General features: G+C 63.8%; 14 protein-coding genes. 12 read left to right on the top strand and 2 right to left on the bottom strand.

Annotated features, from left to right (window positions below):
* The 8 genes from fdh3B (at nucleotide 1) to AQ12_RS19295 (ending at nucleotide 7,089) form a co-directional block, all read left to right on the top strand.
* Nucleotides 1–618 (top strand): formate dehydrogenase FDH3 subunit beta, encoded by a 618-nt coding sequence (gene fdh3B, locus AQ12_RS19330; protein WP_048441601.1) that lies wholly within the window; start codon nucleotides 1–3, stop codon nucleotides 616–618.
* The gene (locus AQ12_RS19325; RefSeq protein WP_048441600.1) at nucleotides 615–848 is read left to right on the top strand and encodes a hypothetical protein; all 234 of its coding nucleotides are present in this window, start codon (nucleotides 615–617) and stop codon (nucleotides 846–848) included. The genes fdh3B and AQ12_RS19325 overlap by 4 nt, the downstream gene beginning before the upstream one ends.
* Nucleotides 848–2,065: a formate dehydrogenase subunit gamma gene (locus tag AQ12_RS19320; protein WP_048441599.1), complete on the top strand. Its 1,218-nt coding sequence runs from the start codon at nucleotides 848–850 to the stop codon at nucleotides 2,063–2,065. The genes AQ12_RS19325 and AQ12_RS19320 overlap by 1 nt, the downstream gene beginning before the upstream one ends.
* A 28-nt stretch (nucleotides 2,066–2,093) precedes the next feature.
* The gene (locus AQ12_RS22265; RefSeq protein WP_048441598.1) at nucleotides 2,094–2,648 is read left to right on the top strand and encodes a hypothetical protein; all 555 of its coding nucleotides are present in this window, start codon (nucleotides 2,094–2,096) and stop codon (nucleotides 2,646–2,648) included.
* A gap of 104 nt (nucleotides 2,649–2,752) precedes the next feature.
* A complete protein-coding gene (locus AQ12_RS19310) occupies nucleotides 2,753–3,607 on the top strand; it encodes a formate dehydrogenase accessory sulfurtransferase FdhD (RefSeq protein ID WP_048441617.1) in 855 nt (284 codons plus the stop codon).
* A gap of 34 nt (nucleotides 3,608–3,641) precedes the next feature.
* Nucleotides 3,642–6,164 (top strand): ABC transporter permease, encoded by a 2,523-nt coding sequence (locus AQ12_RS19305; RefSeq protein WP_048441597.1) that lies wholly within the window; start codon nucleotides 3,642–3,644, stop codon nucleotides 6,162–6,164.
* Between the two features lie 20 nt (nucleotides 6,165–6,184).
* Complete coding sequence (locus AQ12_RS19300) at nucleotides 6,185–6,589, top strand: group II truncated hemoglobin (protein WP_048441596.1); 405 nt, start codon at nucleotides 6,185–6,187, stop codon at nucleotides 6,587–6,589.
* 80 nt (nucleotides 6,590–6,669) lie between these two features.
* A complete protein-coding gene (locus AQ12_RS19295; RefSeq protein WP_048441595.1) occupies nucleotides 6,670–7,089 on the top strand; it encodes a hypothetical protein in 420 nt (139 codons plus the stop codon).
* A gap of 10 nt (nucleotides 7,090–7,099) precedes the next feature.
* On the opposite strand, the gene AQ12_RS19290 is transcribed toward AQ12_RS19295, so the two are convergent.
* Together AQ12_RS19290 and radC are read right to left on the bottom strand one after the other, a co-directional pair.
* Entirely contained in the window at nucleotides 7,100–7,738 is a 639-nt protein-coding gene (locus AQ12_RS19290) for a Smr/MutS family protein (RefSeq protein ID WP_048441594.1), read from the bottom strand.
* Nucleotides 7,739–7,763: 25 nt separating this feature from the next.
* Nucleotides 7,764–8,441: a DNA repair protein RadC gene (radC, locus tag AQ12_RS19285; protein ID WP_048441593.1), complete on the bottom strand. Its 678-nt coding sequence runs from the start codon at nucleotides 8,439–8,441 to the stop codon at nucleotides 7,764–7,766.
* Between the two features lie 59 nt (nucleotides 8,442–8,500).
* Here radC and AQ12_RS19280 point away from each other — a divergent pair, with 59 nt between their 5' ends.
* The 4 genes from AQ12_RS19280 to serS all read left to right on the top strand — a co-directional run bounded on the left by AQ12_RS19280 (nucleotide 8,501) and on the right by serS (nucleotide 12,430).
* A complete protein-coding gene (locus AQ12_RS19280) occupies nucleotides 8,501–8,977 on the top strand; it encodes a peptidylprolyl isomerase (RefSeq protein ID WP_048441592.1) in 477 nt (158 codons plus the stop codon).
* Complete coding sequence (gene ispH, locus AQ12_RS19275) at nucleotides 8,974–9,945, top strand: 4-hydroxy-3-methylbut-2-enyl diphosphate reductase (protein WP_048441591.1); 972 nt, start codon at nucleotides 8,974–8,976, stop codon at nucleotides 9,943–9,945. Before AQ12_RS19280 ends, ispH begins: the two co-directional genes overlap by 4 nt.
* 102 nt (nucleotides 9,946–10,047) lie before the next feature.
* Nucleotides 10,048–10,986, top strand: a complete 939-nt coding sequence (locus AQ12_RS19270) for a threonine/serine dehydratase (protein WP_048441590.1) — start codon at nucleotides 10,048–10,050, stop codon at nucleotides 10,984–10,986.
* A gap of 121 nt (nucleotides 10,987–11,107) precedes the next feature.
* Nucleotides 11,108–12,430 carry a serine--tRNA ligase gene (serS, locus tag AQ12_RS19265; protein ID WP_048441589.1) on the top strand — a complete coding sequence of 441 codons (1,323 nt, stop codon included), beginning with the start codon at nucleotides 11,108–11,110 and terminating at the stop codon, nucleotides 12,428–12,430.
* Nucleotides 12,431–12,457: the final 27 nt, after the last annotated feature.

The following is a 12,457-nucleotide window of genomic DNA, read 5'->3' as shown; positions in this document are numbered from 1 at the left end:
ATGGCAAGAATGAAATTCGTCTGTGACTCGGAGCGCTGCATTGAATGCAACGGCTGCGTCACCGCCTGCAAGAACGAGAACGAGGTGCCGTGGGGCGTGAACCGCCGCCGCGTCGTCACGCTCAATGACGGCATCCCCGGCGAGCGTTCGATCTCGGTGGCCTGCATGCACTGCTCCGACGCACCCTGCATGGCGGTGTGCCCGGTCAACTGCTTCTATCGCACCGAAGAAGGCGTGGTCCTGCACGACAAGGACACCTGCATCGGCTGCGGTTACTGCAGCTACGCATGCCCGTTCGGCGCACCGCAGTTTCCTTCGGCCGGCACCTTTGGTGTGCGCGGCAAGATGGACAAATGCACCTTCTGCGCGGGTGGCCCCGAAGCCAACGGTTCGCAGGCCGAGTTCGTGAAGTACGGGCGCAATCGCCTGGCCGAAGGCAAGCTGCCGGCGTGCGCTGAAATGTGCTCGACCAAGGCGCTGCTGGCCGGTGACGGCGACGTCGTGGCCGACATCCTTCGCAATCGCGTGGTCAAGCGCGGCAAGGGCGCCGAAGCCTGGGGCTGGGGCACGGCCTACGGATCGAAGCAGGCCGGCCAGCCCGGAGGAGCCAAGTCATGAACCGCAAGCTCATCATCATCTGGTCGTGCGCGGGTCTGGCTGGTCTTGCGGGTTGCGGCGAGCGTGAACAGACCATCGGCAGCAACATCAAGCAGGACACGCAGTCATTCCAGGGAACCGGCATGGCCTACGCCGTACCCGGCTGGAAGCAGGGCGACAAACTGAGCTGGGAGCAGCAACTCAAGGTGCGCACCCAGGCCGGACAGAACGACTACAACAGGGCCAACTGATGCTGCGCCACCTCGTCATGTCGTGCGCGCTGGGCCTGAGCCTTTCGGTGATGGCGCAGACCAAGCCTGTCGACGACCCCGCGCCTGCGGCAGCGCCCGGCGCAGCCGCCCCCAGCGCGACCGGCGGCATCCAGGGCCAGAACATCATGGATGTGAAGCCCGAGGTCAAACCCGACGCCAGCGCCGACCCCAACTACATGAAGCAGAGCAACGGCGAGCGCAACCGCGTCCAGCCGGGCAACAACGCGCCGATGTGGCGTGGCGTCGTGTCGGGTGTGGCAGGCTTTACCAGCATTCCGAAGTCGCAGGACCCGGAAGCGGGTGTGCTGATCCAGGGCCAGGTGCAATACCCGGGCACGCGCATGACCACGGCCGGCGAAGCCTGGCGGCAGGTGCGCAACAACTGGTTGATCCCGTATGGCGGCTCCCTGTTCCTGATCGTGCTGGGCGCTCTGGCCATCTTCTACTTCGCCAAGGGCAAGATCGGCCACGCCGAAGTCGGTGACGGCGCTCGCAAGATCGAGCGGTTCACGCCGTTCGAGCGTTCTGCGCACTGGGCCAATGCGATCGCCTTCGTGGTGCTGGCTATCTCGGGCATCGTGATGGCGTTTGGCAAGTTCTTCCTGCTGCCGGTGATGGGCAGCGCGCTCTTCGGCTTTCTGACCTACATCCTCAAGACGGCGCACAACTTTGCCGGTCCGCTGTTCGTGGTCTCGCTCATCGTCGTGTTCTTCACGTTCCTGCGAGATAACTTTCCGCAACGCGGCGACCTGGGCTGGCTGCTTCGCGGTGGCGGGCTCTTTGGCAAATCGACCAGCCAGGAGCCGCCTTCCAACCGCTTCAACGCGGGCGAGAAGGTCATCTTCTGGGGCGGTGTGCTCGTGCTCGGTTTCTTTGTTGCGTCATCGGGCCTGGTGCTCGACAAGCTGATCCCGGGCATGCTGTATGACCGCCAGTCGATGCAAGTGGCCCACATGGTTCATGCTGCATCGACCGTGCTCATGATGTGCCTGATCGCGGGTCACATCTACATCGGCACCATCGGCATGCGCGGTGCTTATTCCGCGATGCGCCAGGGCTGGGTGGGTGAAGAATGGGCCAGGGAGCATCACGCTTACTGGTATGAAGACATCAAGGCCGGCAAGATTCCAGCAGTGCGCAGCGAGCAACGCAGCGCTGTGCCCACGGCCGACATCGACAACGTGCGGCCCGCGTAGGCGGCCAGGCGATTCAGGAGACATAGATATGAAGAAATTCCTGTGGGCTGCGATGAGTGTGGCTGCGTGCGGTGTAGCAGTAGCCAAGCTGCCGCCGCTCGATGACGCCGCGAAGGCCAAGGCGGCTGAAGCTGCCGCAAAAAGTGCGTGGCAAGCCAAGGTCGACGGCTACCAGCTGTGCAAGGCGCAAGACAAGGTCGCTGCAGCGTACGTGAAGAGTTCAGGCAAGGCCGCCCCGGCTTTGACCGACAACAAGGGTGCGCCCATGAAGGCGGGCGCCGCGACGGCCGCTGCGTCCGCGCCGGTGGCTGCGGCCTCGGCACGCGCCACGGCTGCCGCAATGCCGGGCGCAGTGGCGCCTGCTGCTGCAGTGGTGGCTGCCGCACCGGCAGCTGCCGCTTCAGGCACACCTGTGGCCAGCGCCGCCGTCATTCCGCCGTGCCTGGAGCCCGGACCGTTTGCGTACAACCCGCCTGAGCAAAAGCCGCTGGAAACCGCCGGCGCGCATTCACCGACCGGAACCGCCGCGAGCCCGCCCAGCGTGAAGGCTAATTCGGCGCAGATGGCACCGGCCAAGAAGTAAGGCCTCATCGTCTTTGGCCTTGGCCTTGGGCGCGGGCCGTGGCCCGTGCGGACTTGATGGTGGTCACCGGCGGTGCGGCTGGCAGTGCGGTACGCTTGGGTGAAATGCCACTTCCCCTCCTCACCGAAGCGCGCGCCCCGCTCACGCGTGAAATCGAGATCGTCAATGAGCACGCGCAGCGCGAGCGCATCGCGATCCCTGCAGAGCGGGCGCTCACCATTTATGTCGACAAGCAGGAACTCGTCACGCTGATGACGCTGGGTGCGCAGCCTGAGTGGCTGGTGCTAGGCTACCTGCGCAACCAGCGGCTCATTCGCTCGGTTGATGAGGTCGTCTCCATCACAGTCGATTGGGAGGTGGGTGCGGCTGCGGTCAAGACCCGGTCGGGCATTCATCAACTCAAAGAGAAAACCGCGCGAAAAACCGTGACCACGGGCTGCGGGCAGGGCAGCGTGTTTGGCGGCCTCATGGATGAGATCGAGTCGATTTCGCTGCCACCCGCATCGATTACGCAAGCGCAGCTCTACGGCATCGTCAATGCAATCCGCCTGAAAGAAAGCACGTATAAATCGGCGGGCTCGGTCCACGGCTGCGCGCTGTTCAAGGCAGATGAGCTGCTGCTGTTCGTCGAAGACGTGGGCCGCCACAACGCCATCGACACGATTGCAGGATGGATGTGGCTTCAGCAGCCGGCCATGACCAGCGATGACAAGGTGTTCTACACAACGGGCCGGCTCACCAGTGAGATGGTGATCAAGTCGGCGCAGATGGGTGTGCCCATTGTTGTCTCGCGCAGCGGCATCACGCAGATGGGCCACGAGATCGCGCAGCGGCTGGCGCTGTGCGCCATCGGCAGGGCGACCAACCGGCACTTCCTTTGTTATTCGGGGCAGGATCGCCTGGTGATGCAGCCCGAGCTGGCCACGGTGCGTACGCCCGTGACCATGGCTTCAACCTAACTCCCGCCTGAGTCTGACCCGCTAAAGTCCGCCGATGCTCAATTCCAAAGCCTTGCTGCTCGGATGGCGCACCCTGTGGCGCGACCTGCGCGCGGGCGAGCTGCGCCTGCTCATCGTGGCCGTGACCCTGGCGGTTGCAGCGCTCACTGCGGTTGGTTTTTTTGCGGACCGCTTGAAGGGCGGGCTGACTCGCGATGCGCGCCAATTGCTCGGCGGCGATGCGGTGGTCTCCAGCGACAACCCGACGCCTGAATCTTTTCTCGCCAAGGCGCGCGAGCTCAAGCTCGAAGGCGTGGCGACGATCGGCTTTCCGACGATGGCACGCGCAAGCGATGCGCAGGGTGGGGGCGCGCGCCTTGTGGCGCTGAAGGCCGTTCCTGCGGGCTACCCTTTGCGAGGCAACCTCAAGGTCGCGGCGCAGCCCGAGCAGCCCGGAGCCAACACCCGTGATATTCCCGCACGCGGCGAAGCCTGGGTAGATGCACCGCTGCTGGAAGCCATCGGCCTGAAGATCGGTGACTCGTTGCTGCTGGGTGATTCCTCGCTTCGCCTGGCGCGGGTGATCACGGTGGAGCCCGACCGCGGTGCCGGCTTCATGAGCTTCGCTCCGCGCGTGATGATCAACGCGGACGATGTGGCTGCCACAAAGCTGGTGCAGCCGGCCAGCCGCATCAGCTATCGCTTCGCCGTTGCCGGACCGGACGCGCGCGTTTCGCAGTTCGTGAAGTGGGCGCTGGAAGAGGTCAAGCAACCCGCGATTCGCGGGGTGCGCATCGAGTCGCTCGAAGGCGGCCGGCCCGAGATGCGCCAGACGCTGGACCGTGCCGAGAAATTCCTGAACCTGGTTGCGCTGCTGGCGGCGCTGCTCAGCGCAGTCGCTGTTGCGCTCGCCGCGCGGGCGTTCGCGGCATCCCACCTGGACGACTGCGCCATGCTGCGCGTGCTGGGACAAAGCCAGCGCACGATCGCGTGGAGCTACGCGTTCGAGTTCACCGTCATTGGACTGGCTGCGAGCCTGCTGGGCGTGGCAATCGGGTTTGGCGTGCATTTCGTTTTCATCATGCTGCTCGCGGGCCTTGTCGAAACCGCGTTGCCTGCTGCGAGCTTGTGGCCGGCGGCGTTCGGGATGGGCATGGGCCTGACGCTGCTGCTTGCATTCGGCTTGCCGCCGGTCCTGCAACTGGCGCAGGTGCCGCCTCTGCGTGTGATCCGGCGGGACGTGGGCAACCTCAAGCCGGCATCGCTTGCCGTGCTGGCGATTGGCGTCATCGGGTTCGCGGGGCTCTTGCTGGGCGCGAGCAGCGATCTGTTGCTGGGTGCGATGGCAGTCGGCGGGTTCGCGGGCGCTGTCGTGCTCTTCGCATGTCTCAGCTGGCTTGCTGTCAAGCTGCTGAGACCGCTGGTCAACGAGCAGACCGCGCCGCGCTGGCTGGTGCTGGCGACCCGGCAGATTTCAGCGCGGCCGGCTTACGCGGTTGTGCAGGTGAGCGCCCTTGCCGTTGGCATGCTCGCGCTGGTGTTGCTGGTGCTGCTGCGCACCGACCTGATATCGAGCTGGCGCAAGGCGACTCCGCCCGATGCGCCGAACCGGTTTGTCATCAACGTGATGCCGGAGCAGGGCGATGCGTTTCAAAAGGCATTGCGCGATGCTGGCGTGAAGCGCTTCGACTGGTTCCCCATGATTCGCGGCCGCCTGATTGCAGTCAACGGCAAGACCGTCACACCCGAGGACTACATCGAAGACCGCGCCAAACGCCTTGTCGATCGTGAGTTCAATCTGTCGGCGTCCGCTGCGCAGCCCCAGCACAACCAGGTTGTGGCGGGGCAGTGGAAGGCCGAAGAGCGCGGCGCGATCAGCGTCGAAGAGGGCATTGCGAAGACGCTGGGCCTGAAGTTGGGCGATGAGCTGCGCTTTGATATCGGCGGCATCCAGACCCTTTCAAAAATCACGTCGCTGCGCAAGGTCGATTGGGGATCGATGCGCGCGAACTTCTTCGTGATCTATCCGGTGACATCGCTGGAAGGCGTGCCGACAACCTACATGTCGGCGTTTCGCGCGCCGGAGCGCAAGGGTTTCGACAACGCCCTGGTGCGCACGTTCCCCAACATCACCAACGTGGATATGACGAGCACCATCAACCAGGTGCAGGGCGTTCTGGACAAGGTGATTCGAGCGGTGGAATTTCTCTTTGCCTTCACGCTGGCTGCCGGCGTGGTGGTGCTGTTCGCGGCGGTGCAGGCCACGCGTGAAGAGCGTGCGCGTGAGTTTGCAATCATGCGAGCCGTGGGCGCGAGTGGCTCCCTGCTTCGCAAGGTGCAGCGAGCCGAGTTGATCGGCGTCGGATTGCTGGCGGGTTTTCTGGCGAGCATCGTTGCCAGTGCCATCGGTTGGGGCATGGCGAAGTACGCGTTTGATTTTGAATGGACGGCGTCGGCGTGGGTGCCCTTGTTCGGATCGCTGGCCGGTGCCGCGCTTGCACTTGCGGCGGGGTGGTGGGGATTGCGCGAAGTCCTGAACCGTCCGGTGGTGGAGACGCTGCGCCGGGCCGCGCAGTAAACCGCATACACAATACCGCCATGCAGATCCAGGAAAAGCCCCCCTTTGCAACGCCCTTCGAGTGGATAGGCGGTGAAGACAAAGTACATGCGCTCGTCGAGCGGTTCTACGACCTGATGGACCTTGAGCCCGCTTACGCAGACTTGCGTGCCGCGCATGGCAGCCACCTCACCAAGGCGCGTCAACACCTGTTCTGGTTTCTCTGCGGATGGCTGGGCGGCCCGCAGCACTACACCGACCGCTTCGGTCACCCCAAGCTGCGCATGCGGCACATGCCGTTTGTCATCGGCATCAAGGAGCGCGACCAGTGGCTCGCGTGCATGGACCAGGCGATGGGTGAGACGGGTGTCGATCCCAAACTGCGTGAACGGCTCAAAGCGTCGTTCTTCCAGACGGCCGACTGGATGCGCAACAGCCCCGCCTGAGCCTTGAATCGAGCGACCCGCACGTCAGGGCCGGGCAAGAAACCGCGCGAGAATAGGCGTCGGCCCATCTGGAGAACGCCATGCTGCCCAAAGTGCTCGCGCTGGTATCGACTGTGCTCATGCTCATGTCGCTGGGATTCTTCGTGCTCGGCTCGACGCCGCTCCTGATCCTCAAGCACGACGTGCCGATGGATTCGAAAGTCGTGCGACAGGTTTTCCATTACTGCTACCGCTTGGTGGCGGTGATGGCGGCCGCTGCATCGCTCGGGTTTGCGTTGCAGGGGCGCTTTGCGCTGGCGCTTTTTCTGGTCGGTATTGCGGGGCTGGCGCTCGCGCTACGCCACTGGATTCTCAAACGCATGGACCAGCTGCGCACCACGATGCATGACGGCGATACAGAGGCGATTCGCAAATTTCGCAGGCTGCATGTGACGGGCATTGGCCTGAACCTGGCGCAGCTCGTGGTGATTGCGGTGGGGCTCACGCGGGTGACGATCTAGGGTCGCAGGCTCAGGGCGTAGGCTTGAGCAGCACCACCAACGCCCCCGCTCCACCTTCGTCCCCACGCGCCTGGACAAACGCCAGCACTTCATTTTTCTGGATCAGCCAGCCCTGCACCCGGCCCTTGAGCACGGGCGTCTTGCCGGGCGAGCCCAGCCCCTTGCCGTGCACCACCCGCACGCAGCGCCAGCCGCGTTTGACGGATTCGCGAATGAATGCAGAGAGCGCCTCTCTGGCTTCTTCGCGCCGCATGCCGTGCAGGTCGATCTCACCTTGCATCGACCAGCCGCCCTTGCGCAGCTTGCGCGTGATGTCGGTTCCGATTCCCGGTCGACGAAAGCTGAGGGCATCGTCCACATCGAGCAGCGTCGCGCCATCGAATTCATCGCTGATCGCTTCCTGCAGTACGCGCTGCTCATCGAGCTGCTTTTGCACCGCGATCGGCGCGGGCTGGTCGCGCAGCAGCTGGACCCGGGCCCGATCACGCAGCGGCTCGACCTTGCCCGCAGCACGGACAAAGAGATTCTTTTCGGCATCTGCCTTGCGCGCGGCCAGTTGGCGCGCAGCTTCGGCAATCGCGGCCGCCTTTTGCTGGTCGGCCAGCAATTGCTGCATCTGCACGAGGTCTTTGAGGGACTTGGCTTTCATACTTCGGCTCGGTCCTTGTGAAGGCCTAGATCAATCCCTTTTCCGCCATCGACAGCGATGCACCCTGCGTCACGATCACGTGATCGAGCACGCGCACATCGATGAGTGCCAGCGCGGCCTTGAGCGTCTGGGTTACCGCCTCATCCGCGCGCGACGGCAACACGCTTCCACTCGGGTGGTTATGCGACAGCACAACCGATGCGGCATCGACTGCGAGCGCGTGCTTCACGACCTCTCGCGGGTAGACGCTGGTTTGTGTCAGCGTGCCCCTGAACAGTTCCTTCATTTCGATCAGCCGATGCTGTGAATCCAGGAACAGCGCGGCGAACACCTCGTGCGACCTGTTCGCCAGGTGCAATTGCAGGAAGTCTTTCACCGCATCGGGCGAGCTGAAAACGGTGCGCTCTTTCAGTTGCTCGGCCAATGCGCGCCGGGCCAGTTCGATCACCGCGATCAGCTCTGCGCGCTTGGCAGATCCGCCCAGGCCCTTGAAGCCCTTCAGGTCGTCTGCGCTTGCGTGCAGCAGGCCGGCAATGCCCTTGAATTTGCCCAGCAGTTCGCCCGCCATCTGCAGCACGCCGCGCCCGGCGGTGCCGGTGCGCAGCAAGATGGCGAGCAATTCGGTGTCGCACAGGGCGGCCGGGCCGCGCGCGAGCAGCTTTTCGCGCGGCTGGGCGTCGATGGGAAGGTCTTTGAGATTCATGGGCCTGCAGGTGCCAGGGCTCTGGGCCCATCCTAAAATGGCAGTTTATCGGTACAAACATGCCTTCCACCGCCAACCGGGTCCAGCCGGGTTCATTTCTCACACTGCACTACCGGCTCGCCGGCCCGGCCGGCGACATCATCAACACGTTCAACGACAAGCCGGCCACGCTCACATTGGGCAGCGGCGAGTTGTCACCTGCGGTCGAGCAGCGTCTGCTGGGCCTTGAAGAAGGCCAGCACGCCAGCTTCGACATCCCGCCCGGCGAAGCCTTTGGTGACCGCAATCCCGAAATGATGCAATGGGTGGCGCGCGCGCTGCTCAACAAGATGGGCGATCCGCTGGAGCAATACGCGGTGGGCGATGTCGTGCAGTTTCCCACGCCTGACGGCATGTCGAGCTATGCGGGCTCGGTGCGGCAGGTGGGCAAGGACGGCGATGGTGACGGCAAGGCTGATGCCGTCCTGTTCGATTTCAACCATCCGCTGGCAGGCCAGCCCGTGACATTCGAAGTCAAAGTGATAGGCGTCCTATGACCGATGCGGTAACCGATGCAGACACCCATGCTGCAGGTGATGTCGAAATCCTGCTGGCCGAGCCGCGCGGGTTTTGCGCAGGCGTGGATCGCGCCATCGAAATCGTCGAGCGTGCGCTGACCAAGTTCGGCGCGCCGATTTATGTGCGCCACGAAATCGTTCACAACACGTATGTCGTGAACGACCTCAAGTCCAAGGGCGCGATCTTTATCGAAGACCTCGCCGATGTGCCGCCCGGCTCGACGCTGGTGTTTTCTGCGCATGGCGTGAGCAAGGCGGTGCAGGATGAAGCCAGGGCGCGCGGCTTCGAGATCTTCGATGCGACATGCCCGCTGGTGACCAAGGTCCACGTCGAAGTCGCCAAGCTCGCGAAAGAGGGCTACGAATTCATCATGATCGGCCACAAGGGGCACCCCGAAGTCGAAGGCACGATGGGCCAGCTCGATCACGGCATCCATCTGGTCGAAGACGTGGCCGATGTGGCGACGGTGCAGCCGCTGCAGTCGGAAAAACTCGCGGTCGTGACCCAGACCACGCTGTCCGTCGATGACGCCGCCGAGATATCGGCGGCTGTTCGCAGGCGCTTCCCGCTGATTCGCGAACCGAAGATGCAGGACATCTGCTACGCCACGCAGAACCGACAGGACGCGGTCAAGATCATGTCGCCGCAGGTCGATGTGCTCATCGTCGTGGGCAGTCCGACCAGTTCCAACAGCAATCGCCTCGCAGAACTCGCGCGCAAGCTGGGCGTGCAAAGCTACATGGTGGACCACGCCGATGAGCTGCGACCCGAATGGCTCCAAGGCAAATCGCGCGTGGGCCTGACGGCCGGTGCCTCGGCGCCGGAAGTGCTGGTCAAGCAGGTGATCGACCGTGTGAAGGAAATGGGCGCGGTTTCGGTGCGCAAGATGGACGGCATCCAGGAGACAGTGAAGTTTCCTCTGCCCAAGGGCCTGAAGCTTTCTTGACAACCACTGTGCACTCCATTGGCTGTCCTGCCGGACCCGATTGCAATTGGCTGTCATGCCGGACTCGATCCGGCATCCATGCCTTCCTGACTTCCTGACTCCATGACCCCTCTACAGATCACCGAAGCTGCACACCGCTTCACCGCCCGCCAACCCGGCTTCATCCGCCACACCCCCCTGTGGAAACTGCGCGGCGCGGACTTCGAGATCGACTGCGCCGAAGTCTGGCTCAAGCTCGAGCACCTGCAGGTCGGCGGCAGCTTCAAGGCGCGCGGCATGCTCAATCGCCTGCTGGCCAACGACATCCCGGCGAGCGGCGTGATCGTTGCATCCGGTGGCAACGCGGGCATCGCGACGGCAGCCGCAGCCAGGGCGCTCGGCGTGAAATGCGAAGTTTTCGTGCCCACGATCTCCAGTGCGATGAAGCAGGCCAAGCTGCGTGAACTCGGTGCCGATGTCGTGGTCACGGGCGCGAATTACGCCGAAGCATTGCAAGCCTGCCTCGCGCGGCAGAAGGCCACTGGCGCGTTGCTCACGCACGCCTACGACCAGAGCGAAGTCGTGGCCGGCGCAGGCACGCTCGCGCAGGAGATCGAGGCCGATGGGGGCACGCCCGACAGCGTGCTGGTGAGCGTGGGCGGAGGAGGGCTCATCGCCGGTATTGCGGCGTGGTTCGAGGGTCGCTCGCGCGTTGTTGCGCTGGAACCGGAACTGGCGCCGACTCTGTTCGAGGCGCGCCGCGCGGGCAAGCCGGTGGATGTGTCGGTCAGTGGCATCGCTGCGGATTCACTCGGTGCGAAACGCATTGGTGAGCTGGCGTGGGACCTCACGCAGCGATACGTCAAGGATTCGCTGGTTCTGCCCGATGAAGCGATACGCCACGCGCAACTGTGGCTGTGGAAAGAGATGAAGCTCGCGGTGGAAGCGTCGGCATCCCTGGGCCTCGCGGCCTTGCACAGCGGTGCGTACAAGCCGCGCGCGGATGAGAAGGTGTGCCTGGTGATCTGCGGCGCGAACCTGGATCCTTCGACGATTTCCTGAGCGTTCAGCGCCGTAGCCGCTTCGCGGTGGATGCCGGATCGATTCCGGCATGACAACAATGGCTGTCATTGCGGACTCGATCCGCAATCCATGCCTTCAACAGCCCCGATAAAATCCCCCCATGCTCGACATCATCCAACTCCGCAAAGACCTGCCCTCGGTGGTCGCCCGCCTTGAGACACGCAAGAGCCCGCAGGCTTTTCTCGACGTCGATGCGTTCACCGCCCTGGAGGCCGAACGCAAGTCCATACAGACGCGCACCGAAGAGCTGCAATCGCAGCGCAACACGCTGTCCAAACAGATTGGGCAGCTCAAGTCCAAAGGCGAAAGCGTCGATGCGGTGATGGCGCAAGTCGCTGCGCTCAAGGGCGAACTCGATACATCCGCCGCGCGCCTGGAGCAGATCCAGCCCGAGATGCAGAACCTGCTGCTGGCTGTGCCCAACCTGCCGCATGAATCCGTGCCTGTCGGCGCAGACGAACACGGCAACCTCGAAGTGCGCAAATGGGGCACTCCGCGCGAATTCGACTTCCCGCTCAAGGACCACGCCGACATCGGCGAGAAGCTCGGCCTCGACTTCGGGATGGGTGTGAAGCTGGCCGGCTCTCGATTCACCGTGATGAAGGGCCAGCTCGCGCGACTGCATCGCGCGCTCGCGCAATTCATGCTCGACACGCAGACGCAGGAGCACGGGTATACCGAGTGCTACACGCCGTACATCGTGAACGCCGAAACCTTGCGCGGCACGGGCCAGCTTCCCAAATTCGAGGGCGACCTGTTCGCCGCGAAAAAGGGCGGGCAAGAAGGCGAAGAGCAGCCCGACAACTCGGCGCTCTACCTCATCCCGACCAGCGAAGTGACGCTGACGAATTTCGTTCGCGACGAGATCGTGGCCGAGGGCGACCTGCCCATCAAGCTGACCGCGCACACGCCGTGCTTCCGCTCGGAAGCGGGCAGTGCCGGACGCGACACGCGCGGCATGATCCGCCAGCACCAGTTCGACAAGGTCGAGATGGTGCAGATCACGCACCCCGACAAGAGCTACGAAGCGCTGGAGGCCATGGTCACCCACGCCGAAGCCATCCTGCAAAAGCTGGGCTTGCCCTATCGCGTGATGCTGCTGTGCACCGGGGACATGGGGCCAAGTTCCGCCAAGACCTATGACCTCGAAGTGTGGGTGCCTGCGCAGGGCGTCTACCGGGAGATCAGCTCGGTCTCCAATTGCGAGGCTTTCCAGGCCAGGCGGCTGCAGGCGCGATTCAAGAATGCGCAGGGCAAGAACGAGCTGGTGCACACCTTGAACGGATCGGGCCTGGCCGTGGGCCGCACGCTGGTTGCGCTGCTTGAAAATTTCCAGAATGCGGATGGATCGGTGACGGTGCCTGAGGCCCTGCGCAAATACATGGGCGGTATCGAAACCCTGCGTCCGGAAGGCGCCATTTGATCGGTTAGAATTTCGGTCTTCGCGACC

This window comes from Caenimonas sp. SL110 (assembly GCF_001044395.1).
Classification (GTDB): Bacteria; Pseudomonadota; Gammaproteobacteria; order Burkholderiales; family Burkholderiaceae_C; genus Ramlibacter.
The sequence above is the reverse complement of the archived record's forward strand: the minus strand, read 5'-3'. Positions and strand labels throughout refer to the sequence as shown.

Excerpts from the sequence above, each read along its gene's own strand:
- AQ12_RS22265 (WP_048441598.1), top strand. The coding sequence starts at position 2,094 with ATGAAGAAATTCCTGTGGGCTGCGATGAGTGTGGCTGCGTGCGGTGTA.
- fdh3B (WP_048441601.1), top strand. The coding sequence starts at position 1 with ATGGCAAGAATGAAATTCGTCTGTGACTCGGAGCGCTGCATTGAATGC.
- AQ12_RS19280 (WP_048441592.1), top strand. The coding sequence starts at position 8,501 with ATGCCTTCCACCGCCAACCGGGTCCAGCCGGGTTCATTTCTCACACTG.
- serS (WP_048441589.1), top strand. The coding sequence starts at position 11,108 with ATGCTCGACATCATCCAACTCCGCAAAGACCTGCCCTCGGTGGTCGCC.
- AQ12_RS19310 (WP_048441617.1), top strand. The coding sequence starts at position 2,753 with ATGCCACTTCCCCTCCTCACCGAAGCGCGCGCCCCGCTCACGCGTGAA.
- AQ12_RS19300 (WP_048441596.1), top strand. The coding sequence starts at position 6,185 with ATGCAGATCCAGGAAAAGCCCCCCTTTGCAACGCCCTTCGAGTGGATA.
- radC (WP_048441593.1), bottom strand. The coding sequence starts at position 8,441 with ATGAATCTCAAAGACCTTCCCATCGACGCCCAGCCGCGCGAAAAGCTG.
- AQ12_RS19320 (WP_048441599.1), top strand. The coding sequence starts at position 848 with ATGCTGCGCCACCTCGTCATGTCGTGCGCGCTGGGCCTGAGCCTTTCG.
- AQ12_RS19295 (WP_048441595.1), top strand. The coding sequence starts at position 6,670 with ATGCTGCCCAAAGTGCTCGCGCTGGTATCGACTGTGCTCATGCTCATG.
- AQ12_RS19290 (WP_048441594.1), bottom strand. The coding sequence starts at position 7,738 with ATGAAAGCCAAGTCCCTCAAAGACCTCGTGCAGATGCAGCAATTGCTG.
- AQ12_RS19325 (WP_048441600.1), top strand. The coding sequence starts at position 615 with ATGAACCGCAAGCTCATCATCATCTGGTCGTGCGCGGGTCTGGCTGGT.
- ispH (WP_048441591.1), top strand. The coding sequence starts at position 8,974 with ATGACCGATGCGGTAACCGATGCAGACACCCATGCTGCAGGTGATGTC.
- AQ12_RS19270 (WP_048441590.1), top strand. The coding sequence starts at position 10,048 with ATGACCCCTCTACAGATCACCGAAGCTGCACACCGCTTCACCGCCCGC.
- AQ12_RS19305 (WP_048441597.1), top strand. The coding sequence starts at position 3,642 with ATGCTCAATTCCAAAGCCTTGCTGCTCGGATGGCGCACCCTGTGGCGC.